The following is a 21,374-nucleotide window of genomic DNA, read 5'->3' on the forward strand; positions in this document are numbered from 1 at the left end:
CTCAGCCCTCGGCCTCAAGGGCCTCGGCGACGTCATCGGAGAGCTCGAGGTTGTGGTAGACGTTCTCCACGTCGTCGTCCTCTTCGAGCAGGTCGATGAGCTTCATGTTGCGCCGGGCGGTGGCCAGGTCGGGGGAGAGGTCGGTCTCGGCGACTTTGGTGATCTCGTCGCTTAAGAAGTCCTCGTAGCCGGCGGCGTTGAGCGCATCGCGCAGGGTCATGAAGTCGTCGGGACCGCTGGTGATGGTGATGACGCCGTCTTCGACCTCGAAGTCTTCGGCGCCGTTTTCCAGGGCGACCTCCATGAGCGCGTCGTTGTTGTCGACCTTCTCCTGTTCAATGCTGATGATGCCCTTGTCGTGGAACATCCAGCCGACGCAGCCATTTTCGCCAAGATTTCCGCCCTGCTTGCTGAAGAAGTGGCGGATGTTGGCGACGGTGCGGTTTTTGTTGTCGGTGGAGCCTTCGAGCAAGAAGGCCACGCCGCCCGGGCCGTAGCCCTCATAGGTGAAGTCGGTGTAGGTGACGCCTTCGAGCTGGCCGGTGGCTTTGAGGATGGCGCGCTCGATGTTGTCGTTGGGCATGTTGGCCGCTTTGGCCTTCTGAACCCACAGGCGCAGCTCGTTGTTGGTATCAAGATCACCGCCGCCGCGGCGCGCCGCCGAGGAGATCTTTTTGCTCAGGCGGCTAAACACTTTACCGCGTTTTGCGTCCTGAGCTGCCTTCTTATGTTTGATGTTGGCCCATTTACTATGTCCAGCCATAAAAGCTCCTTCGGAGGGAAAAGGTGGGTCGGTGCCGAGGCGGCGGGACTATAACACCGGGCCCACGGGCGCTAAAAGTGGCGAGTGGAGCGCACGCGATACCAGCCGGTGATGCTCAGGCGCTCGGTGTGGGCAGGCAGGACCTCGTGGTAGAAGCGTGAGCTTAAGAAGGTCACAAGCGTGCCGCCGCGCGGCTCAAGGTCGATGTAGGGCTCCATCTCTGCGCCGTCAAGGTAGAGGCGCAGCTCACCGCCATCGCCGGGTTGCCAGTTGGGGTTGAGGTAGAGGATGGTGGTGAGCTGGCGTTCGCGGGCGTTGGCGAAGACGTCGATGTGGCGTTTGTAGAAGGTGCCGGGCGGGTAGAGCGCCAGGTGTCCCTCCCAGTCGACCAGGCCCATCATGGTGGCGCGGTTGATGCGCTGACGAAGTTCATCGAGGGCGTCGAAGTAGACTTTTTGCGGGGCGCTGAGATGATCGTTGTCCAGCCAGAGGATCCGGTCGCTGCGCACCTGAGGGCAGCGCTGGCGGTTTGTGCCGGTGCCGATGCGGGCGAACTGAAACTCGCCATCGTCCCAGAGGCGAAGGGTCTCGGCAGCGAGCGCGTGCACCTGGGCGGGGCTCAGAAACCCGGGGACGCAGGCGTAGCCCTTCTCAATGAGCGCATCTTCGATAGCTTCCGGGGTATCGGGCGAAAGGGCAGAGAGTGCAGGGGAGGCGGGCTGACGCATGGGCGACGCTCGGTGTCAGGGGGCCGCGGTGGCCGGTCGTGGGGCGATAGAGACCTCGGGCTGTGTACGAAAAATTTGCAGCGTGGAATCGCGGGAGAAAACGCTACGCACCGTGTGAAATTCGGTCAATGAAAAGCAGCGATTCCGCAGAGATATTGCAGGGATCGGAGGAAAATTCTCGCCAGAGGTCGCTGCATGTAGGAGGCCGGCATGAGCGCGTGAGATGACGCGTGGCGAGGCCGGACGGGTTGAGGTGCTCGCGGGAGTGCAGCAGACTGCCGGGATGTTGAGCGAGCACGGGTGCCTCCGGAGCGTAATTCGCGCCGGAGTTGCACTGCTGACGATACCCGCTGGCGAGTTTTGCAGGCGCGCCACGATGTTTCAGGAGATTTCATGTCTGACCCGACGTCCCGACCGCTACATATTGGTGTGAGCGCCAACTGGCTGCACGCTGATCCCACGCGCGTCATCTACAACGGTCGTCCGCTGCTCTATGTGGAGCAGTCGATGAGCGACTGGTTTCTGGCCGCCGGCGCGCTTCCGCTGATGCTGCCGGCGCCTGGCCCTGAGTGTGAGGCTGCGGTCGATGCCACGCAGATGGTCGCTGCCCTCGACGCGCTGGTCATCGCGGGAGGGGCCGATGTGTGGCCGGGTAGCTATGGCGAGCGTGCGTTGCAACCGGAGTGGGAGGGCGACCGGCTGCGCGATGAGGCGGAGATCGCCCTCGTGCACGCCGCGCTTGAGCTGGATGTGCCGGTGCTCGGGATCTGCCGTGGCCATCAGGTGCTCAACGTGGCCCTGGGCGGCACGCTCTTTCAGGATATCGCCACCCAGGTGGAGGGTGCGCTCACCCACCGTGATGCGGAGCGCTATGCGCGAAACTCCCACGCGGTCACGCTGGTTAAGGGAGGCTACCTCCACGGGCTCTACGGAGAGGAGCGGGCGCAGATCAACAGCGTGCACCATCAGGCCGTTAAAGATCTGGCCCCCGGGTTGGTCGTGACCGCACGCTCGACCACCGATGGCATCATTGAGGGCGTGCGACTCGAAGATGGCAGCGAGCGCTGGGCGGTGGGCGTGCAGTGGCACCCGGAGTTTCAGCGTCCGGAACAGACCGAGCTGCTTCCCACGGCGCCCTTGATGAACGACTTTCTGGAGGCCGCGCGCCGGCGAGCGATGGGTCGGTCGTAGTTGGGGCGCTGAGCGCGGTGTGTTACCTTCCGCAACATCTGCACGACGCGCTGCGTAATCGGCGCGATCGGGATTCAACACAGAAGAGGCTGTTTTTGGAAAATCCGTATAAATTCAACATCCTGGAGCCGCTCGAAGACTTCGGTGGCCCCGATGATCGTCGACTTCATATTGTGCTCCATGAGCCCGAGATTCCGGGTAATACCGGCAATATTGGCAGGCTCTGCGCGGGTACCAACGTGTGGCTGCACCTGGTCAAACCCCTGGGGTTTGACCTGGACGATCGCTACCTCAAGCGCGCCGGGCTCGATTACTGGCCGCACGTAAAGATCAGCCTCCATGAGAACTTTGAGGCCGTGGAGGCCATCTTTCCGCGCGAGCGCATGCATTTTTTCACCAAGAAGACGACCCGCGCCTACGACCAGGCCAACTGGCAGGGGGGCAGCGTGCTGATCTTCGGGAAAGAGACCAAAGGGCTGCCGGCGGAGATCCGCGAGCACTATGAGGATCGATGCTTTCGCATCCCGACGACGGACAAAGTTCGCAGTTTGAACCTTTCCAACGCGTGCGCGATCGTGTTGTATGACGCGATGCGTCAGTTGAACTGGGAGCCCCTTCAGGGATAGACCGCGCGGGTGAGCGTGGTTGGTGTGGTGAGACGTTGTGAGCGAGTCGTTCGGGACATACATGCTGGGAGAGCGCATCGGCGTGGGCGGGATGGCCGAGGTGTTTCTTGCGCGCAGCGTCGGGGCGGAAGGGGTTGAGAAGACCCTGGTCATCAAAAAGATTCTTCCAAAACTGGCCACCGATGAGCGTTTTGTGGAGATGTTCATCGCCGAGGCCAAGATCGCCATGGGGCTCAATCACCCGAATGTCGTGCAGATCTACGACTTCGGGAAGGTTGGCCAGGACTACTACCTGGCCATGGAGCATGTGGACGGGGTGGACCTGGGGCATCTGCTGCGGGCCGGCCAGCGCGCCGGACGAGCGCTCTCGCTGGGCGATGCGCTCTTTGTGGCCATTGAGCTTGCGCGGGGGCTTGATTATGCCCACCGCCGCACCGACGGGTTCGGGCGCAGCCTGGAGCTTGTGCATCGCGACATAAGTCCGCAGAACGTGCTGATCTCACGCGATGGTGCGGTCAAGCTGGTGGACTTCGGTATCGCCAAGGCTACCAGCGTGCGCGAGGACCGCCCGGGGATGGTCAAGGGTAAGTACCGCTACATGAGCCCGGAACAGGCCCGTGGCGAGGAGGTCGATCTTCGCAGCGACCTCTTCAGCCTGGGGGCGCTGATGTTTGAGCTGGTGTGCGGTCGACCGCTCTTTCGGGCCGAGAGCACAGATGATCTTCTCAGCCTGGTATCGGGGGCGGTGGTGCCCGACATTAAGGCGCTTAATCCGATGATTCCCGAGGCGCTTGAACATCTGATCTACAAAGCCCTCTCCGGCGATCGCGAAGAGCGTCCGGCGAGTGCCCGGGAGATGCAGCGGGCGATGACGCGGGTGCTCTACGGGCTCAGTGAGATTCACGATGAGATGACGCTCTCGCAGCATCTTCGAGAGGTTGGTCCGCACCTCGATCGGGAAGCCCGTGCCGGTGAGAGTGTGTCGGCGGGGCTGGAGGCGTCGGCATCCACGGTGGTCGGCCGTACGCGGGTGGCGCGCGGCGGGGCGTCGGCGCGCGCGGCGAGCCTGCGCACCTCGATGCAGGTGACCCCGGCGATGGTGCAGCGCCGCAAAGAAGTGGTGACCATCGCCGGCAGGCTGGAGGGCTTGCAGGAGCTGCAGCGCGCACTTAGCCCGGAGCGCTGGCGCCACCTTGTGGCGGAGATGACGCGGATTGTGGACGCCATCGCCTTTAAGAATGACGGCGTCTTGCACAGCATGGATGCTGCGGGTTTTGTGGTCGTGCTGGGGCTGCCGATCTCCAGTGAGAATGACGGGGTGCGGGCTGCCCGGGTGGCTCGTGATCTGCACGAGGCGGTGGCGGGCATGAACTTCAGCCTGGATGTGCCGCTCCTGGTCAGCCTGGGCATCGCCACCTCGGAGGTGCTCATTGAGCACCCGGGAAGCGGTCTAAAGCAGGGTTACCGCTGGGAGTTTCTGGAGCGCGGCGATGCCGACGCGCGCTCGCTGGCCTCGGCTGCGCTGGCGCGGGAGACGCTGATCGGCCCGCAGGTGTTTCAGCGGGTCCGGCGCGCCTTCTACTGTGAGGCGATTCAACCGGTGGCGGGCAACGATGAGGCCCGGTCGGCGGGTAGTGCGCCGGCCTACCGGCTGGTGGGACCAAAGAGCGCCCGGGAGCGCATCAAAGAGCTGCGCCGATCGGTCACCTCCTTTTACGGCCGCGATGTGGAGCGGCGGGTCGTGCGCCAGGCCTACCGCCGGGTGGCGATGGATCGGCTCGCTGGTGCGCTGGTGCTGGTCGGGCCGGCCGGGGTCGGGAAGTCGGCGCTCCTGGAGGAGTTTCTCTCGGGCTTTGACAGCGGGCAGGCGCGCGTCCTGCGCGCGGTGGCCTCGCCCTATGAGCGCGATCAGCCGCTGGGGAGCGCGGCGGCCTTTTTTGCCGAGGCGTTGGAGCTGGGATCCCGCGATGATCTTCGGCAGCTGGCTGCCCGTCTGGAGAAGGTCATTGAGACGATCTTTGTCGGTGAGGATGAGGAAGAGCGTGAGCTGCTCTTCGACTCGCTGGCGACGGTCTTCGGCGTGCCGGTGGCCGAGCGCGCCTTTGCGCGCCTTGACCGCGATGAGCGGCAGCGGCGCATCTACCTCTCGTTGAGCAAACTTGTAAGCGGGTTTGCGGCGTCCGGTCCGGTGATCATCGCCATCGATGACGCGCACTATATCGATCCGGTGATGCTGGAGTTTACGGCGCGCTACTTTGAGACCGACCGTGAGGCGCCGGTGTTTATGGTGTGCACCGCCCGCGACCTGGGGCCGCACACCGAGAGTGACGCCTGGCAACGTCTGGTCAGCAGTTCGCGCGTTGAGGTTGAGTCGGTCGGTGAGCTCTCGGGGCGTGAGTCACGTCGGCTGGTGCGCGACCTGTTGCGCCTCGATGTGGGTGAGGATCAGGCGCTGGTCGAGGAGGTACTGCATCGAACCGGCGGAAACCCGCTCTACATTCGCGAGGTGGTGGAGGCGATCCGCGATCGGGTGGGTTTTGGTCTTTCAACTGACTCGGTGGAGCTTAGCGATGAGGCGGTGTGGTTGCCGGCGAGCGTCGAGGGGATCATCGGCGCGAAACTGGAGCGGCTGCCCTCCGAGGCGCGGGCGGTTCTGGTTCGGGTGGCGCTCTTCGGGGTGCCTTTTGAGCGGGAGCGAGCCGAACGCCTTCTGGAGCAACCCTGCGGGGAGGCCATCGCGCTGCTGGTGGAGTCGGGGATCCTGGAGGAGGTCGGCGCTCAAAGAAGTCTGCGTTACCGCTTCTGCAACGAGTTGACCCGGGAGGTCGCCGCGCGCGGACTTCTTGCCGAGCACGCCGCGGAGCTGCACGGGCGCATCGCCGCGGATCTCATGGCGCAGGAAGGGGAGGGGGCGCTGCGCAAGAGCGCGCTGGTGGCGCGGCACCTCGAAGCCAGCGGAGATGGGGAGGGCGCCCGGAGCTACTATGTGCGCGCCGCCCGGGAGGCCTCGCGGCTGGTCGGAGCGCAGGTCTGTGTGCGCCACTGCGACCGGGTCCTGGAGATGGGCGGGGCTCCGACCGATGAGCTGATCGAGGTGCTCTTGCTCAAGGAAGAGGCCTGTCAGGAGATCGGCGATGATGCGGGGGCTCGCAGTGCGCTCGGTGCCCTGGAAGACCTTATATCGTCGGGGGAGGCCGATGCGCGGGCCGCCGAGGTGTGGCTGCGCCTGGCGCGCTATCAGTTTCAGCGCGCGAGCTTTCGCGAGGCACGCGACTATCTCAGCCGCGCCGAAGAGGCCGCCGAGCGCCTTGCGGATTGCATCAGCCTTGCGCAGGTTGCGCGTCAGCGTGCGGTGATCGATCTGACCGAGGGCCATCGCGACGGCGCGCTGGAGGTGGTCGACGCAGGCTTGCTTCTGCTCGATGAGGCCAGCATTCACGGCGTGGATCCCCGACGCGCCGGTGAGGTTGCGGTTGAACTCTACACGGTGCGCGGGGTTGTGCTGCGGCAGACCGGACGTCATCGCGAGGCGCTTATCGCCTACGATCGTGCGCTGAGCCGGGCCCGCGAGCTTGAGCTTCCGCGCCATCAGCGCCAGATTTTGACCAACTCCGGGTTGGCCCTGGCCTATGTGGGGCGCTTTACCCAGGCGATGGCCCGCTACGAGAGTGCGCTCGCGATGTGCCGCCAGCTCGGGCATCGGCGTGATGAGGCGTTGTTGCTGGTCAACATCGGCCATGTGAACTTTTTGCTCGGGCAGACGCGCCAGGCGATCTCCGAGATTCAACGCGGGCTGCATCTGGCCCGCCGCACCGGCTACACCACCACCGAGGCCGATGGCCAGATTTCCCTGGGGTTGTGTTACCTGGAGCTGGGGCAGAACGACCAGGCCGAGCACGCGCTCCACGAGGGGCTTCGCCTGGCGGACTCGATTCCCCACGCCTACCTGGCGGTCTGCGCCACGCTGGCGCTGGCGCAGGTGAAACTTCAGGCCGAGAGCCCGGGACACGCCCGCGTGGCGTTGCTGCAGGCAGAAGATGCCATGGAGCGCGCCGAGCAGGCCGATATGCGCTGGGGCAGGGCGTTTGCGTTGAGCCTGATGGCCCGGGCCCACGCCTGCTCGGAGCGCTTTGACCAGGCGCTCACCCTCTCACGTCAGGCGCTGGCGATGCTCGATGAGGTCGAGATCTATGGCGAGGATGAGGTGAACTTTGCCCACGCCCACATTTTGCAGCTGATCGGCGATGATGCGCTGGATGCCGAGCGCACCCGCTCGCTGCGGCGCGCCCGGGCCATCGTGCAGGAGCGCGCCTCAAGCATCGACGATGAACGTCTGCGACGCGACTATCTGGCCCGACCGCTCAACGCCCGCATCACGGCCGCGTCGGGCGATGAGCCTGCTGAAGTCGCCGATTAGCGCCAGTCGCGGCCGGCGCGCAGCGCTTCGAGCGCCTTCTCAAAGTCTTCGGGGTAATTCGCCACGCAGTGCACGCGCTGACCATCGGGGTGCTCAAAGCCCAGGGTGCGCGCGTGCAGGGCCTGCCGCCCGATCAGCGAGCATTGCGCGGTGCGCCGCCCGCCGTAGAGCGCGTCTCCGAGAAGCGGCGCGTCAGCGTCGGCAAAATGCATGCGGATCTGGTGGGTGCGCCCGGTCTCCAGGCGGCATTCCACGAGCACCGCGCCGCTGTCATAGCGCTCCATCACCCGGTAGTGCGTCACCGCGTGGCGTCCCTTCGGCACTCGCCCCGTAAAGCGCATGCGGTGGTTGGGATCGCGACCGTGCAGCGTGTCGAAAGTTCCCTCATCGGCGAGCCCCGGACCAAACACCAGGGCGTGGTAGACGCGGTCGATGCTGTGGTCGCGGAACTGGGCCGAGAGGTGGTGATGAGCGCGGTCGGTCTTGGTGACCGCCAGCGCCCCGGAGGTGTCTTTGTCGATGCGGTGCACGATCCCCGGGCGCAGCTCCCCGCCGATGGTGGGGAGCTCGTCGAAGTGGTGCATCAGGGCGTTGACGAGCGTGCCGTCGGGGTGGCCGATCGAGGGGTGCACGACCATGCCCACGGGTTTGTCGACCACGGCCACCTCGTCATCCTCATAGAGGAGGTTGAGCGCGATGGCCTGTGCCTTGATGCTGGGTTCGGTGGGAGGAATGTGCGACCAGAAGATGCGGTCGTCTTCACGCAACTTATAGCCGGCCTTGACCTGCTGGCCGTTAACCGTGACCTCGCCGCGGTCCAGGAACTTTCGCACCTGAGAGCGGGTCAGGGGAGGATCATCCTGCTCGGCCAGATACACGTCGAGGCGCTGGCCGGCGTCTTCCGGCTCAACCTGAAAGCTGAATTCGGTGGTGCTCAAAACATGCCGGGGGCAGCGGGTTACCAGATCGAGCTTTCGATATGGCCGCAGTTGGCGAAGACGATGTCGATAAACGCCTTCTCCAGGATGTTGGTGTTCTCCAGCATGTCTTCGTCGACGTACTGACGCATGTGCGTGAGCGCCTCGCGCCAGATGCCATCGAGCTCATCGAAGAGGTTGTCGTTCTTGATGCCCGCTTCGATCTTTTTCTGGATGTCCGGGTAGATCGTGAGGTCGGAGGCGATAACGCGGGCGCGCTGAGCGGCCTTCTTCGGGTCGGTGATCTTGGACATGCGTTCCTCAGGGCGAGGGGTTCGACGTGAACTCGGGCCGAGGAGCCCGGCAAAAGGAGGGCGGCGTGGCGCCGGCCCGTTTCGGCGACCTTATCACGATTGATCGAGATATCGGAAGTATTCTTCGATCAGGGGTTGAGCCGGGACATCAAAGACACGGGCGACCTCGCGCAGGTAGCCGCGCAGGTAGACCGGGCGCGGGAGCACGTCGAAGTCGACGGTCTCAATCGCGGCCAGGTATTTGACGCCGATGTGGGTTCGCGAGCTCAGCTCCTGGAGACTCAGGCCGTGGCGGCGTCGCAGCGCGGCGATGGCGTCGCCGGGAGACTTTGTGCCGGCGGCGCGCCGCGGCGCGCTGCCTTCTTCAGCGGCGGGCGCATCGTCGCTGCGCTCCTCATCGGCGGGTTTCGCCGAAGGCTGGGCCGGGGGCGTGAACTCCGGCGGTCGGGGGGGCGGGGGGGTGGGATGCTCCTGGCGGGCAGGTATGGCGGTGCGCTCCCGCTCGTAGTTGCGCACCGCCTCATCGACCTCCGCCCTGGAGAAGTTCTCGCTGGGCATGGTGAGCACGTGCCGGTAGAGCCCCTCGAGCTCTTCGGCGATCTCCATGCGGCGGGTCGGCTCGGTGAACACCAGGCTGATGGAGGCCTCGCGCCGGTAGCCCTCCCAGAGGCGGCGGCAGTACTGACGCACCTCATTGCGACTGAGCTCGGGGTTGAGCCCCATCGTCAACGCGGGATGAGCATCGCCGCGGGTGGGGGTGGGGCGCGGGTAGCGCATGTCGACCAGCTGAATGTCGCGAATATGCCGCGAGAGCAGCTCAATATCGTTGGTCAGCCCCTCCTCATTGCGCGAGGTGCCCGTGCCGGTGGTGCGGCGGTTGTAGAACCAGCGGCGGTCGGCGTAGTCGATGCTGGCGAGCACGCGCGGAAAGACCTGCAGCTCGCGGTGGAGCGCGTGGCTGAGCACAAAGCCCAGGTCATGCTCGGCGCCCTCCCGCACCATGTTGACCACCATGTAGACCTCGAGCTGTCGGGCGGTCTCATCGATGATCGCGCGCGACTGGGCCGAGGGGGCGTCGTAACGAAGCGAGCGGGTGTTCAGCCACAGCGGTTGCTTGTAGAGGACCTCTACAAGCTCCTCTTCAAACTCGGGAGCCTGAGGGTGGTAGCCGATGGCGCTGAAGAGAGACGCGCGCAGAAACTGGGCCATCACGCGAATCGCCGCCGGGTCGGGCGTGCCCACCAGAATGGGCGTGTCGCTCAGCGTAAAGAGCCCCACATCGAAGGGGGAGAGGCTGGGGGGAAGATCGATGAGCACCCAGTCGAAGTCGAGCTGGTGCAGCTGGGCGATGATCTCTTCGGGGCGCACCCTCGGTCGCGTAAAAGGATAGCGCCGCGCCGACGCCAGCGACGCCAGGTACACGTTGGAGTAAGCCGTTCCCACAATGAAGTCGGCGATGTGCGAGCCCTTCTCCCCGAGGCAATGCGATCCGTCTGCGCTCAGGTCAAAGGCCGGCTCATTGGCCCCCAGCAGGATGTTGAGCGTTGGGGTATGCCAGGAGGCGTCGATGCAGAGCACGCGTCCCTGATAGCGCGTCAGCGCGCGGGCGATGTCGGCACACAGGGTGCTCTTGCCGGTGCCGCCCTTGCCGCCCCCGAAGGTGACGACGCGCGGGCGGTCTGGATGTTGGGGGGGAGCGATCTGATTCAACGGGCCTACTCCGCGTGGCGAGGGCATCTGAGGCCGGGCTCAAGCCCGAGCGGGCGCGCCATCTTCGTCCACCGATCGCCACTTGGCAAGGGGGCTTGTGCGGGTTAGGTTAGGGGCGCTTTCAGGCTGAAAATTCACGCGCGGATGTGCGCTATTCCGAGGCATCATCCAGCGTCGCTGAGAGCCCGACTTTCGCCCCTACACAGACCTACGCCAGCGCCGACGCATTCGAGCCAAGGTGGACACGTGCCAAAGCTGATCTATCAGGATCCCGAGATCGGGACCGAGGTCATCGTTGAGATCAACTCGGAGGTTCCCGAAGTCACCATCGGGAGAAATCCGGGCAACATCATTCGTATCAACAACCCTTCGGTCTCCCGTCGACATACCAAGTTTGTCTACGAGAACGGCCGCTGCACCCTCTACGATCTCAACAGCTCCAACGGCACCTACGTCAACGGGATGCGCATCCAGAGCCAGGTGCTGGAGCATGGCGATCTTGTGCGCGTGGGTGAGTTCCCGCTGGAGTTTGCCGAAGAGCAGCCGGTGGTGAGCACCCAGGTCGAAGATCCGGGGATCGCCTCGATGGCCAAAGCCACCTCGATGGGGATGGGCTTTGGTATGGATGATTTCGGCCCCGAAGAGATCGAGCTCGACGCGTCATCGCTGGTCGAGGAGCACGAGCTCGACGATCAGCCGATGGTGTTGGGGGAGGAGGAGATTCACGAGGTGCTCGACCCCGACGAACTCTACCCGGAGCTTGAGCCGGAGTCCTTCGGAGACGACACCGTCGATGGGGGCGCTGAGATCGCCGCCAGCCTCGCCGCGCTGCGCGCGGCCGCTCAGGAGTCGGCCGGACCGGACGCTCACGAGCACACCCAGCGTGCCGATGGCCACGCGCTCAACCTCCAGAACTGGGAGCGGGAGTTCAGCAGTGGCGAGCATGAGCAGCCGCCGATGGACGCCGCCGCGCCTGTCGCAGCGCCGGTGGCTCAACCTGTCGCGCAGCCCGCCGCGCAGCCCGGCGGCGGCGCCCCTCCGCGCCAGAGCGTGGCGATGAGTGAGGCTGTGCCCGACGAGGAAGTCGAGGCGCTGCGCGCCGAAGTCGCCTCGCTCCGAGAGATGCTCGACGCCGGTGTCGCCGACTCCGAGGATATGCAGGTCGAGCGCCTGCGTGGGGAGCGTGATCGTCTGATGGACGAGCGCCGCACGCTGGTGCGCCAGCTCAACGAGACCCGCCAGGCGCTGGAGCAGGCGCCCACCGATGAAGCGATCGCCGAGGCTCAGGCCGCGCTCGACGCCGAGCGCCGTCGCGCCGAAGAGGCCGAGGCGCAGATCGACGCGCTCAGCCAGGAGTCCGCGTCCCGGGCGCAGGCGATCGAAGAAGCTTCCGCGCGCGAAGAGGCGCTCCAGGAGCAGCTCGAGGCCCTTCAGCAGGAGCTGCAGTCGCATCAGCAGGCTCAGGCGCTGGTGGATTCCGAGCGCGCCGAGCTCGGCAGCCAGGTCAGCGAGCTGCGCGATGAGATGCAGAGCTTTGAGGACCGCTACCATCAGGCGCTGCTGCGCATCGATGACGTCACCGAAGAACTCAGCGCGAGCCTCGCGAAAGTTGAAGAGCTCGAAGAGGCCGCGCAGATAGGCCAGGCCGAGCGCGACGCGTTGCAGTCGGAGCTGGCCGATCGTGTGCATGATCTGGAGCTTCGCGACGAGCGCATCGACGCGCTCAGCGCCTCGCTGGAAGCTGAGCAGCAGAAGGTCGCCGAGCTCAGCGCGACCATCGAAGCGCTCAATGAAGAGCTCTCGCGCCGCCCGCCGGAAGATGAGGCCAACGCGCTTCTGGCGCGCGCCACAACTCTCGACGCCGACCTTGTGGCCATGACCTCGGCGCGCGACGACCTTCAAGCCCAACTCAACGAGACCAACGCCGAGTTGACCCGGCAGCGCCAACTTCTCGAAGACCTTGAAGCGCGCCATAGCCGGGTCGCCGCCGAGCGCGACCAGGTCACCCGGGAGCGCGATGGGCTCAAGCAGGAGAAGGCCGCCTTCGCCCGTGAGACCGACTACCTGCAGGTTGAGCGCCGCAAACTCGGCGACGAGAATCAGTCGCTTAAGGCCCGTGTCGAGGAGCTTGAGAAAGATCGCAAACGCAAGCGCAAGATCTTCGAAGAGCTCTCCGGCGACCTTCGCGGGTTGGTCGAAGAGAACGACCGCCTGGGCGGCGAGCTCGCGAAAGCGAAGGAAAACCTCGAGCAGGCACCCACTGGCGAGGCGCTTGAGGCGTTGAGGCAGGAACTCGCCGAGCGCGAAGAGCTCATCACCTCACTCTCCGCCCAGATCGAGGAGCTGGAGAGCGACGCCTCAAACCTCACTCGCGATCTGGGGCAAATCGCCGAGGAGCGCGACGCGCTGGCCGAGCGTGAAACCGAGCTCCGAGAGCAACTCGAGGCCGCCCGGGCCGCCCAGAGCGCCGACTTTGAGGAAGGCGAAGCGCTGGAGGCGTTGCGCGAAGAGATGGCCGAGCTGCAGTCCCAGCTTGAGACCGCTCAGACCGACCTGGAAGAGGCGCGCCAGGCCGCTGCCGAGGCCGCCGAAGCCGCCGAGGCAGGAGCAGGTACCGACGCCGAGAGCGCTGAAGAATTGGCGGAACTTAAAGCGGAACTTGAGAGCGCCCGCGAGCAGATCGCCGGCTTTGAAGAGGAGCGCGACGCCCTCACAGCCCGCCTGGCCGAACTTGAAGCAGAGCTTCAGGCCCGCGACGAAGCGAGCGAGGAGGACGGGAAGGGCGGTGCTTCGGACGATGGCGAGCTGGCCAGACTCGTCGACGAGAAGACCGCGCTGGAGGCCACGCTGGCCGAGATCATCCTGGAGCGCGACCGTCTCGAAGATCAGCTCCGCCAGCTCGCTGAGGCCTGAGCGCTCAGAGCTCCCAGAGCGTGAGCACTCCCAGGTGATCGGAGGCTTCGGCGTTCTCCAGTACCCGGTGGGCCAGGGCGCGCGCGCCCTGGCCCAGCACAAAGTCGATGCGCCGGTCGGGCTGATGGGCCGGGAAGGTCTCGACGGCCTCCGGCGCGCCCGGATCCTCGCAGATTTCCACCAGCGCCTGCAGCCACTCGGTGCGCTCGGGCTCGTTGAAATCCCCCATCACAAAACGTGCGATCGGCGCGTCGTCCGCCCCACAGATGGGCGCCGCGCAGATGCGCTCGCGCAGCACCTCGCCCTGCTGCGGGCGATCGTCGACCAGGTACGAGAGGTGCGTGCACCACACCTCCACCGGACCGGCCGGGCTCTCAATGAGCGCGCGAGCCAGGCGCCGCGGCTCGTCACGAAGTTGCGGAAGCGGGTCGATGGCGACCTCCAGAATCGGCCAGCGACTCAAAATCGCCTGGCCGTAACGCGCCGGCTCCTGGCCGGGGCGCTCCTCGATGATCGCCGGGATAAAGACGTGATGCTCAAGCCCCGTCAGCGCGCTGAGCCGCGCGGCGGAATCGCCCGCAGGCCCCATCTTCCAGTGATGCCCAACCTCCTGAAGCGCCACGACATCGGCGCCGGCCTGCTCAATGACCTTTGAGATGGCCCAGAGCCCCTGCTGAATGCCCAGGCGGATGTTGTAGGTCATCATACGAAGTTGGTGTGGCATCGAAGCCTCCCGACGTTGGTGGGGGTGGGGAAGTGTGCTAGGGCTCGGAGGTGGTTCAGGCAACTCAAGGGGCTCTCCAGGTTGAGCCCGACGACGCGGAGAGAAGTATGGTGGAGAGGCGGTCGGAAGGGAAGAAGTCGCACGGGGCGTTTCGCTCGGTGCCAAAAACCGGCGTGATCTATGTGATGAGCGAGGCCGGCCGCCACGGCTACCGCCCCGGTGACCCGGGCTGGACCAACCTCGGCCAGGGCCAGCCCGAGACCGGCATGCTTGAGCATGCCCCGGCGCGCATCGACGCCATCAGCATCACCGAAGATGATCACGAATACTCTCCGGTCACCGGATTGTGGGAGCTTCGCGAGGCGGTGGCCGACCATTACAACCGCCGCTACCGCCGAGGCATGGCCAGCCAGTACTCCGCCGAAAACGTGGCCATCTGCGGCGGTGGGCGCACCGCGCTCTCTCGCCTGGCCGCAGCGCTCGGGCCGATCAACCTGGGGCATTTCCTGCCCGATTACACCGCGTACGAAGAGCTCCTGGACCTTTTTCGTCTCTTTAACCCTATCCCCATTTTGCTCGACCCCCGTCGCGGCTACGCGTTCAGCGCGGGAGAACTCGAAGACGAGATCAAGGGGCGCGGGCTCTCGGCGATTTTGCTCTCCAACCCCTGCAACCCCACCGGGAAGCTGGTCGGTGGCGATGAGCTTGGCCAGTGGCTGCGCGTGGCGCGCGAGCTCGACTGTGCCATGATCTTCGATGAGTTCTACAGCCACTACGTCTGGGGCAAGTCCATTGAGGAGGCCACCGCGGCGCGCTACGTCGAAGACGTGGAGCGCGACCCGGCGGTGATCGTCAACGGCCTGACCAAGAGCTGGCGCTACCCGGGCTGGCGCCTCTCCTGGACGGTGGGCCCGAAGAAGGTCATTGAGCGCGTGGCCAGCGCCGGCAGCTTCCTCGACGGCGGCGCCGCACGCCCCCTGCAGCGAGCGGCGGTGAAGCTGCTCGACGATGAGGTCACCGACGCCGAGATCCTCGCGATTCGCGAGCGCTTCGCCGCCAAGCGCCAGATGATGATGTCGCGCCTGCAGAAGATGGGCATCAAGCTCGACCTGCCCGCCCAGGGCACCTTCTACGTCTGGGCGAACTTAAGCGAGCTTCCCCCCGGGCTGCGCGACGGGATGGACTTCTTTTCGCAGGCCCTCAAACGTCAGGTGATCTGCGTGCCCGGTGAATTCTTTGACGTGAACCCGGGCCAGCGCCGCGCCAACCGCTACAGCCGCTTTAAAAACTACGTGCGCTTTAGCTTCGGGCCGCCCCAGGCAGAGCTTGAGGCGGGGCTGGACCGTCTGGAGCAGATGATCGCCGAGGTGGCTCAAGCCCAGACGGTAGGCGCCTGATCGACGGGTTCCGAGTCTCAATGGGGCTTTGCAATCGGGAGTTCAAAGCAGAAGCGTGTGCCCCGGCCGACCTCGCTCTCGACGCTTAATTCGCCACCGTGCTCCTCGATGATCTGCTGGGTCATCGGGAGCCCCAGGCCGGTGCCCTGCGATTTGGTGGAGAAGAAGGGCTCAAAGAGGCGCTCCAGCCCGTCGGGGGGGATGCCTTCGCCTTGATCTTCGATCGCGACGCGGGCCACACCATCGACGCGGGCCACCCGCACCACCACTTCATCGCCGGGGGAGCTGGCTTCGACGGCGTTCTTAATGAGGTTGAGCAGCGCCTGTCGCATCTGGTTGGCGTCGGCCTCCACCCGGAGTGGGGTGTCGTCGATGATTACGACCACCTCCACGCCATGCTGGCTCCACTCCCACTGGTGGAAGTCGATGAGCCCCTGAACGATATCATCGAGGTTTTCGGCCTGGGTCTTCGGCGAGGGCAGGCGCGCGTAGATCAGATACTCCTCGGTGATGTCGCGCAGGCGGTCGACCTCTTCGATGACCGTCTCCAGGAGCGGGCGGATCTCCTCATCGGAGGCGTCAATGCCGCGCTCCTGCAGGGCTTCGGCGAGCATCTCGACGTTGAGGTTGATGCTGGAGAGGGGGTTGCGAAGCTCGTGGGTGATCAGGCTGGTCATGCGCCCGATGGTGGCCAGGCGCTCCGACTTGAGCAGGGCTGCGTGCTGGCTGCGCAGGCGCGCGTCGCGCTCGGCCAGGCTCAACGCCATCGTGTTGAACTCGGCGGTGAGCAGCGCGACTTCATCCTGTCCCATACGCGTGGAGGGGCTGGGCAGCGGGCGGTAGTCCCCCTCACCGATGCGGCGGGCGGCCTGGGTGAGCGTGGTCAGGGGCCGCAAGGTCCAGATGATGAGGATGAGCACCAGCAGCGCCACCGCCAGCGCCGCAAGGCTCAGCGCGCCGAGCGCATAGACCGAGCTTCGCTCGGTGTCATCGGCCCTGGCCAGCGCCTCATCGGTGGCCACCCGCAGCTCGGCGCGGAGCTGGGTGAGGCGGTTATCCAGCGCGCGGGCCTCCGCGCTGAGCTCGGTCTGCGTCTCCGAGATGGACTCTGAGATCTCCGAGCCCTGGGGGCGCTCCCTTAACACCTGGGCGGTGAACGCGCTGGCCGCTCTCGAGAACTCGCCACCACGCGATTGCAACGCGGTGAGGTCCTGATGAAGGGAGGCAAACGCCTCACTCTGGGCTGCGGGCACCTCCTCAAGCTCGCTGAAGTCGGCCAGCAGCGCGGCCTCGCCAAGCTCTTCGTCGAGGTTGTCGGGCAGGGCGTTGAGCAGGCGCGTCAGCTGCAACGAGCGGCGCAGCACGGCCGGGTCGCGTTCGTTGAGCACGACGTGGAAGCTGCGCAGGTCGTTTTGCACATCGCTGAGCTGAAGCCCCAGCGGCACAATGCGGTGATTGATGGCGCGGAGCTGCCCGTAGAGGGTCTGGGTGCGCTCGACGCCGAACATCACCACCGCGCTGAAGATGATGGTGACGCCGGCGAAGGCGATAAAGACTTTGGTGGCCAGGCTCAGGCGCATGGGGAAGATGTCTCAACGAGGGCGGGGCAACGCGACCGGGATGCCCGAAAGGGGCCGAAATACAGGGGTTACTCCCGATGGTCTTCGGGGCGTGGGTTGACGCTTAAATCGCCGTTATGCTAGTGAACGAGGCCGTTTTATCCACGCGAGTCGCGCGTTTTTGAGGCGTCGCTCCCGGGTCGCGAAGTAGACCCGGTGCAGCGCGTAAGTCGTCGTGCCCATGCTCCCTGAGCGGAAGCGGTTGGGCCGGAGGGTTGAGGTATCATGAATTCTGTCAGTATCGCGAGCCGCGCCAGGCGTCCGCTGGGTGCGTTGCTCTTTATCCTGGGGTTTGCCGCGCTGAGCGCGCCGGCCTGGGCTCAGGGCGGCGAAGAAAGCGGTGAAGGGGAGCAGCACGCCGCCGAGGAGACCGCACAGCCGGCCGGTCCGACCCCGCGCCTTTTTATGCTGCCGACCGACAGCGTCGCCGGTGAGATCACAAGCATCATCCCCGAGCGCGTTGATGATGACACCCGCGCGCGGCTCAAGGAGCAGCGCGGGCTGGAGCTCTTGCCGGGCTACCGCCAGATTCAAGAGCGCCTGGGCGGCGGTCGCAACGCCAGCGCGGCGGTGGCCGAAGCCGAGCGCCTCTACACCTCCGGGATCGGCTCACTGGCGGCTGGCGACTCGCAGAGAGCTGCGGAGACCTTCCAGCGCGCGCTCGATATGATGAACGAGCACCTCTCCGATCTTCAGAACTTCGATGTGTACGCCGACACCCTGGCGAACCTCTCGCTGGCTTACTTTCAGAGCAACTTCGATCTGGACGCCCGCAAGCTGATGCAGCGCTACGCGCAACTTCGGCCCGGCGCCACGCTCGATCCGGAGAAGTTCCCGGCGGACCTGCGTGAGGTCTTCACCTCGGAGCTCGACCGGGTGGAAAAAGCCGGCCCCGGCGTGCTCGCTGTGGTGGGCAACGTCGACGGCGCGGAAGTTTACCTCGATGGTGAGCTCAAGGGCGTGACCCCGGCGCGCATCGACGGGGTGGGCTTTGGGCATCACTACCTGGTGGTGCGTGGCGGTGGCAGCGTGTGGGCGCAGGAAGTGCGCGTGCGCGGCCGCGGCACCGAACAGGCCGTCTCGGTGGAGCTGGGAGCTCCGCGTGAGGCGCAGGCCTCCGCCGACGAGGATCTTCCCGCGTTTTACCTCGACCTGCGCGAGACGTTGCGCTCGGGACGCTTCGGCGCCGAGCTCAGCCCTTATCTTGTGGAGTTGACCACGCGCACCGGCGCCGACTTCGTGGCCTGGGTCATTATGGTCCGCGACGGGCGAGACTACGCCGCTGCGCCCTTTGTGTACCGCGCTCGCGACGGGATGGTCGTGCAGGGCGAAAACGTCAGCTTCAACATGGAGATGTCCAACCAGCGTGTGGGTGTGAGCCGTCTGGCGACCGAAATCGCCACGGCCGTGCGCACGATGCCCGCCGATCGCGCCGTGGTCGACGTCGACCTTGCGCCGGCCCCGGCCGTCGCGGTGGAGGTCCCGGTGGAGAGCGGGGAGGCGGGCACGGATACCGGTTCGACCTCGGGTGTGCGCGAGGTCAGTGAGGAGGAAGTTGCCCGCGCGCCGCTTCCCACGCCCGGTCCTGCGGTTGAAGATCCGGAAGTTATCGCCGCACCGGCCGCAATGCCCTCGGAGGGACGCAGCAACACCAAGCGCTACCTCGCCTACGGCGGCGCTGCGGTGCTGGCCGGTGGCGCCATCGCCGGAACTCTCTTTTTGATTTTGCGTAGCAGCGCCTCGCAGCCCGCGGCGTTTGAGGCGGAGGTGGAGTGGTGAGCACGTTGAACTTTAAGACGAAACAGATGTCACGCCTGGTGGCGGGCGCGCTGCTGGTGAGCGCGCTCGGTTGCGGCCCCGATGAGGCGACGCCTCGGGTGCAGGTCAGCCTCTTTGGCTGGGGCCCGACCGCGCAGGGCGGTGAGGGGTTTGTCACCGGCATGCCCGCCTATGAGGGCGCGCAGACGGTGCGCGTCAAGGTCACTCAGCCGATGGACCGACGCATTCTCTCGCAGAGTACCTTTGATTTTGCCGCCGGCAGCGCGTCGATGCCCGAGATCACGTACGGGGAGCGACTGCGACTTGATTTCGAGGTCTTTGACGCCTCGAACAACCTCCTGGCCGCCGGCGCCACGCCGATCTTCACTTTCCAGGCCGGTAGCCCGCTGCGCAACTTCCGCGCGATGGTCGCGCCGGTCGATGAGGCATCGCCAGTGGGCTCGCTGATCCTCGATAGCGAGACGCAGCAGACCCAGTTTGTGCAGAGCGCCTTTGATTACCGTGGTGAGACGCGCGACTGGCTCGGACGCATCGGCCACGCCTCGGCGACGACCTCCGATGGCGAAGTGCTCATCGTCGGTGGCGGTAACCCGGGCAGCTTCTATCAGCCCTTCACCACCCCGAACCTCACCGAGGTCTATGACGACATTCAGGTCTTCTCGCCAGTAACCGGCTACTTCACCAGCCTGGCTCAGGATGACGCCGCTGAAGCCGTCGGTGTGCTCGGGCGCGATAAGTTGGCCGAGCCCCGGGCCTTCCACACGGTGACGCCCCTGGGCGATAAGCGCTATCTGGTTGCGGGCGGGTTCACGTTGCGCGATGGCGTGGTGCGACCGGTTGACTCGCTGGAGCTTATCGACCTCAATGAAGCACCCGGAACTCGGGTTCGCAGCATTGTCGACTTCAACGGCAATGCGATTCGCCTGGAGACGCCTCGTGCGCACCACACCGCAACTCGTCGCACCTCCGACGGTGCGGTGGTGATCGCCGGCGGGCTCGGCCGCGACAACGCGGTGCTCAATACCTTTGAGGTGGTCAATGTGCAGGCCGCTCAGGTGAGCTCGGGCCTGCAGATGACCGACGCGCGTGTGGGGCACTCCGCGGTCTTGCTCCGAGATGGCCGCACGGTGTGGCTGGCCGGTGGCCGCAGCGCCAGCCAGGTGCTCTCAAGCTCCGAAGAGATCGTACCCACCGAGGCCAGCTCGGTGACCACCGAGAGCGTGCCGCTTAATATGGCGCGCTTTGGCGCCTCGGCCCGCCGCATCAGCAGCGGGGGAGGGGACCTGGTGATTGTGATCGGCGGTTTCACCGGCCTGACCGATGGCGGCACGGCCAACTTCGAAGTGGGGCGGCCGCAGCAGGGCCAGATGCTCAGCGAGAGCACCTGGCGCATCAATCAGGCACGTGGTGGGGCGTCTCTGGTGGAGCTTCCCCAGAGCGGCGACCTCCTCCTTGTCGGAGGCATTGGGCCGGGCCGCGAGCACGTCAGCAACGCCGAGCGCCTCGTCTTCCAGGGGCTCACCGCCGTGCCGCCCTTCAACGTGAGCCTGCTGGGCGATTTGCACCAGGAGCGCTTCGACGTCACCGCCGATGTGACCTCCAACGGACGCGTGCTCATCACCGGCGGTATGAGCCGCACCAACAACAACGTCGCGCGCCACGATGCCGAGTATTTCAACGCTTACGACCCGGTTCGTCCGCCCCTCTAAGTGCCGTGCAGAGTTGACGGCGTCATCGATGCCTGTTAGCTCATCCGGCCTGCCTGACCCGTTCTCCCTCGCTTATGGCGCGGGAGACGCCCACAGCCCAGTGCTATAGATTTTAAGGAGATTACCATGGCTGAAGAGACCACCAACGCGCCCGCCGAAGGCGAAGCCACCAAGCTCAGCGGCGAAAAGATCATGTGCTTCGTGTCCAAGCAGATGGTCCCGATTGAAGATACCGTCGAGCTGGAAGTGCAGGAGCACAAGAAAGTTCGCGTGCTTCCGAAGTACATCAAGTACGACCAGGACGCCTGAGGTTTGAGAGCGGCGCATCGCGGCGCTCCCATCCTTAAAGCCCGCCTCCCATCAGGGAGGCGGGTTTTTTTGCTCTGATGCCACGTCATCCCCCCTGTGGCACGTCATCCCCCCTGTGGCACGTCATCCCCCCTGTGGCACGTCATCCCCCCTGTGGCACGTCATCCCCCCTGTGGCACGTCATCCCCCCTGTGGCACGTCATCCCCCCTGTGGCACGTCATCCCCCCTGTGGCACGTCATCCCCCCTGTGGCACGTC

General features: G+C 65.5%; 15 protein-coding genes. 8 read left to right on the forward strand and 7 right to left on the reverse strand.

All coding sequences use genetic code 11. The features are described 5' to 3' along the window. Position 1: 1 nt before the first annotated feature. Positions 2–763 (reverse strand): YebC/PmpR family DNA-binding transcriptional regulator, encoded by a 762-nt coding sequence (locus FRC98_RS07415; protein ID WP_146980670.1) that lies wholly within the window; start codon positions 761–763, stop codon positions 2–4. A gap of 71 nt (positions 764–834) precedes the next feature. Continuing rightward, positions 835–1,491, reverse strand: coding sequence for a 2OG-Fe(II) oxygenase (locus FRC98_RS07420; RefSeq protein ID WP_146980671.1), 657 nt, complete (start codon positions 1,489–1,491; stop codon positions 835–837). Positions 1,492–1,884: 393 nt separating this feature from the next. Here FRC98_RS07420 and FRC98_RS07425 point away from each other — a divergent pair, with 393 nt between their 5' ends. The 3 genes from FRC98_RS07425 (at position 1,885) to FRC98_RS07435 (ending at position 7,725) form a co-directional block, all read left to right on the forward strand. Further along, a complete protein-coding gene (locus FRC98_RS07425; protein WP_146980672.1) occupies positions 1,885–2,682 on the forward strand; it encodes a gamma-glutamyl-gamma-aminobutyrate hydrolase family protein in 798 nt (265 codons plus the stop codon). Positions 2,683–2,804: 122 nt separating this feature from the next. Beyond that, complete coding sequence (locus FRC98_RS07430; RefSeq protein ID WP_146981039.1) at positions 2,805–3,308, forward strand: tRNA (cytidine(34)-2'-O)-methyltransferase; 504 nt, start codon at positions 2,805–2,807, stop codon at positions 3,306–3,308. Between the two features lie 37 nt (positions 3,309–3,345). After that, complete coding sequence (locus FRC98_RS07435; RefSeq protein ID WP_146980673.1) at positions 3,346–7,725, forward strand: serine/threonine-protein kinase; 4,380 nt, start codon at positions 3,346–3,348, stop codon at positions 7,723–7,725. Here the strand turns inward: FRC98_RS07435 and FRC98_RS07440 are convergent. The 3 genes from FRC98_RS07440 to FRC98_RS07450 form a co-directional block, all read right to left on the reverse strand. Then, a complete protein-coding gene (locus FRC98_RS07440) occupies positions 7,722–8,663 on the reverse strand; it encodes an RluA family pseudouridine synthase (protein ID WP_146980674.1) in 942 nt (313 codons plus the stop codon). The genes FRC98_RS07435 and FRC98_RS07440 overlap by 4 nt on opposite strands. Before the next feature lie 20 nt (positions 8,664–8,683). Next, the gene (locus FRC98_RS07445; RefSeq protein WP_115602809.1) at positions 8,684–8,956 is read right to left on the reverse strand and encodes a hypothetical protein; all 273 of its coding nucleotides are present in this window, start codon (positions 8,954–8,956) and stop codon (positions 8,684–8,686) included. A gap of 93 nt (positions 8,957–9,049) precedes the next feature. After that, the gene (locus FRC98_RS07450) at positions 9,050–10,666 is read right to left on the reverse strand and encodes a helix-turn-helix domain-containing protein (RefSeq protein ID WP_230467395.1); all 1,617 of its coding nucleotides are present in this window, start codon (positions 10,664–10,666) and stop codon (positions 9,050–9,052) included. Positions 10,667–10,912: 246 nt separating this feature from the next. On the opposite strand from FRC98_RS07450, the gene FRC98_RS07455 reads away from it, so the two are divergent. Further along, positions 10,913–13,579, forward strand: a complete 2,667-nt coding sequence (locus FRC98_RS07455; RefSeq protein WP_230467396.1) for an FHA domain-containing protein — start codon at positions 10,913–10,915, stop codon at positions 13,577–13,579. A gap of 4 nt (positions 13,580–13,583) precedes the next feature. On the opposite strand, the gene FRC98_RS07460 is transcribed toward FRC98_RS07455, so the two are convergent. Continuing rightward, positions 13,584–14,303 (reverse strand): endonuclease/exonuclease/phosphatase family protein, encoded by a 720-nt coding sequence (locus tag FRC98_RS07460; RefSeq protein ID WP_146980677.1) that lies wholly within the window; start codon positions 14,301–14,303, stop codon positions 13,584–13,586. Between the two features lie 107 nt (positions 14,304–14,410). Between FRC98_RS07460 and FRC98_RS07465 the strand changes: the two genes are divergently transcribed. Beyond that, on the forward strand, positions 14,411–15,700 hold the full coding sequence (locus tag FRC98_RS07465) for a pyridoxal phosphate-dependent aminotransferase (RefSeq protein WP_146980678.1): 1,290 nt from the start codon (positions 14,411–14,413) through the stop codon (positions 15,698–15,700). Between the two features lie 17 nt (positions 15,701–15,717). On the opposite strand, the gene FRC98_RS07470 is transcribed toward FRC98_RS07465, so the two are convergent. After that, positions 15,718–17,280: a sensor histidine kinase gene (locus FRC98_RS07470; RefSeq protein ID WP_146980679.1), complete on the reverse strand. Its 1,563-nt coding sequence runs from the start codon at positions 17,278–17,280 to the stop codon at positions 15,718–15,720. A 264-nt stretch (positions 17,281–17,544) separates the two neighbouring features. On the opposite strand from FRC98_RS07470, the gene FRC98_RS07475 reads away from it, so the two are divergent. The 3 genes from FRC98_RS07475 (at position 17,545) to FRC98_RS07485 (ending at position 21,116) form a co-directional block, all read left to right on the forward strand. Beyond that, on the forward strand, positions 17,545–19,098 hold the full coding sequence (locus FRC98_RS07475; protein WP_146980680.1) for a PEGA domain-containing protein: 1,554 nt from the start codon (positions 17,545–17,547) through the stop codon (positions 19,096–19,098). Next, positions 19,095–20,807, forward strand: a complete 1,713-nt coding sequence (locus FRC98_RS07480; RefSeq protein WP_146980681.1) for a Kelch repeat-containing protein — start codon at positions 19,095–19,097, stop codon at positions 20,805–20,807. Before FRC98_RS07475 ends, FRC98_RS07480 begins: the two co-directional genes overlap by 4 nt. Positions 20,808–20,933: 126 nt before the next feature. After that, positions 20,934–21,116, forward strand: a complete 183-nt coding sequence (locus tag FRC98_RS07485) for a hypothetical protein (protein ID WP_146980682.1) — start codon at positions 20,934–20,936, stop codon at positions 21,114–21,116. Positions 21,117–21,374: the final 258 nt, after the last annotated feature.

The sequence above is a fragment of the Lujinxingia vulgaris genome, assembly GCF_007997015.1.
GTDB classification, from domain to species: domain Bacteria; phylum Myxococcota_A; class Bradymonadia; order Bradymonadales; family Bradymonadaceae; genus Lujinxingia; species Lujinxingia vulgaris.

Excerpts from the sequence above, each read along its gene's own strand:
- FRC98_RS07475 (WP_146980680.1), top strand. The coding sequence starts at position 17,545 with ATGAATTCTGTCAGTATCGCGAGCCGCGCCAGGCGTCCGCTGGGTGCG.
- FRC98_RS07415 (WP_146980670.1), bottom strand. The coding sequence starts at position 763 with ATGGCTGGACATAGTAAATGGGCCAACATCAAACATAAGAAGGCAGCT.
- FRC98_RS07445 (WP_115602809.1), bottom strand. The coding sequence starts at position 8,956 with ATGTCCAAGATCACCGACCCGAAGAAGGCCGCTCAGCGCGCCCGCGTT.
- FRC98_RS07470 (WP_146980679.1), bottom strand. The coding sequence starts at position 17,280 with ATGCGCCTGAGCCTGGCCACCAAAGTCTTTATCGCCTTCGCCGGCGTC.
- FRC98_RS07460 (WP_146980677.1), bottom strand. The coding sequence starts at position 14,303 with ATGCCACACCAACTTCGTATGATGACCTACAACATCCGCCTGGGCATT.
- FRC98_RS07465 (WP_146980678.1), top strand. The coding sequence starts at position 14,411 with ATGGTGGAGAGGCGGTCGGAAGGGAAGAAGTCGCACGGGGCGTTTCGC.
- FRC98_RS07420 (WP_146980671.1), bottom strand. The coding sequence starts at position 1,491 with ATGCGTCAGCCCGCCTCCCCTGCACTCTCTGCCCTTTCGCCCGATACC.
- FRC98_RS07485 (WP_146980682.1), top strand. The coding sequence starts at position 20,934 with ATGGCTGAAGAGACCACCAACGCGCCCGCCGAAGGCGAAGCCACCAAG.
- FRC98_RS07425 (WP_146980672.1), top strand. The coding sequence starts at position 1,885 with ATGTCTGACCCGACGTCCCGACCGCTACATATTGGTGTGAGCGCCAAC.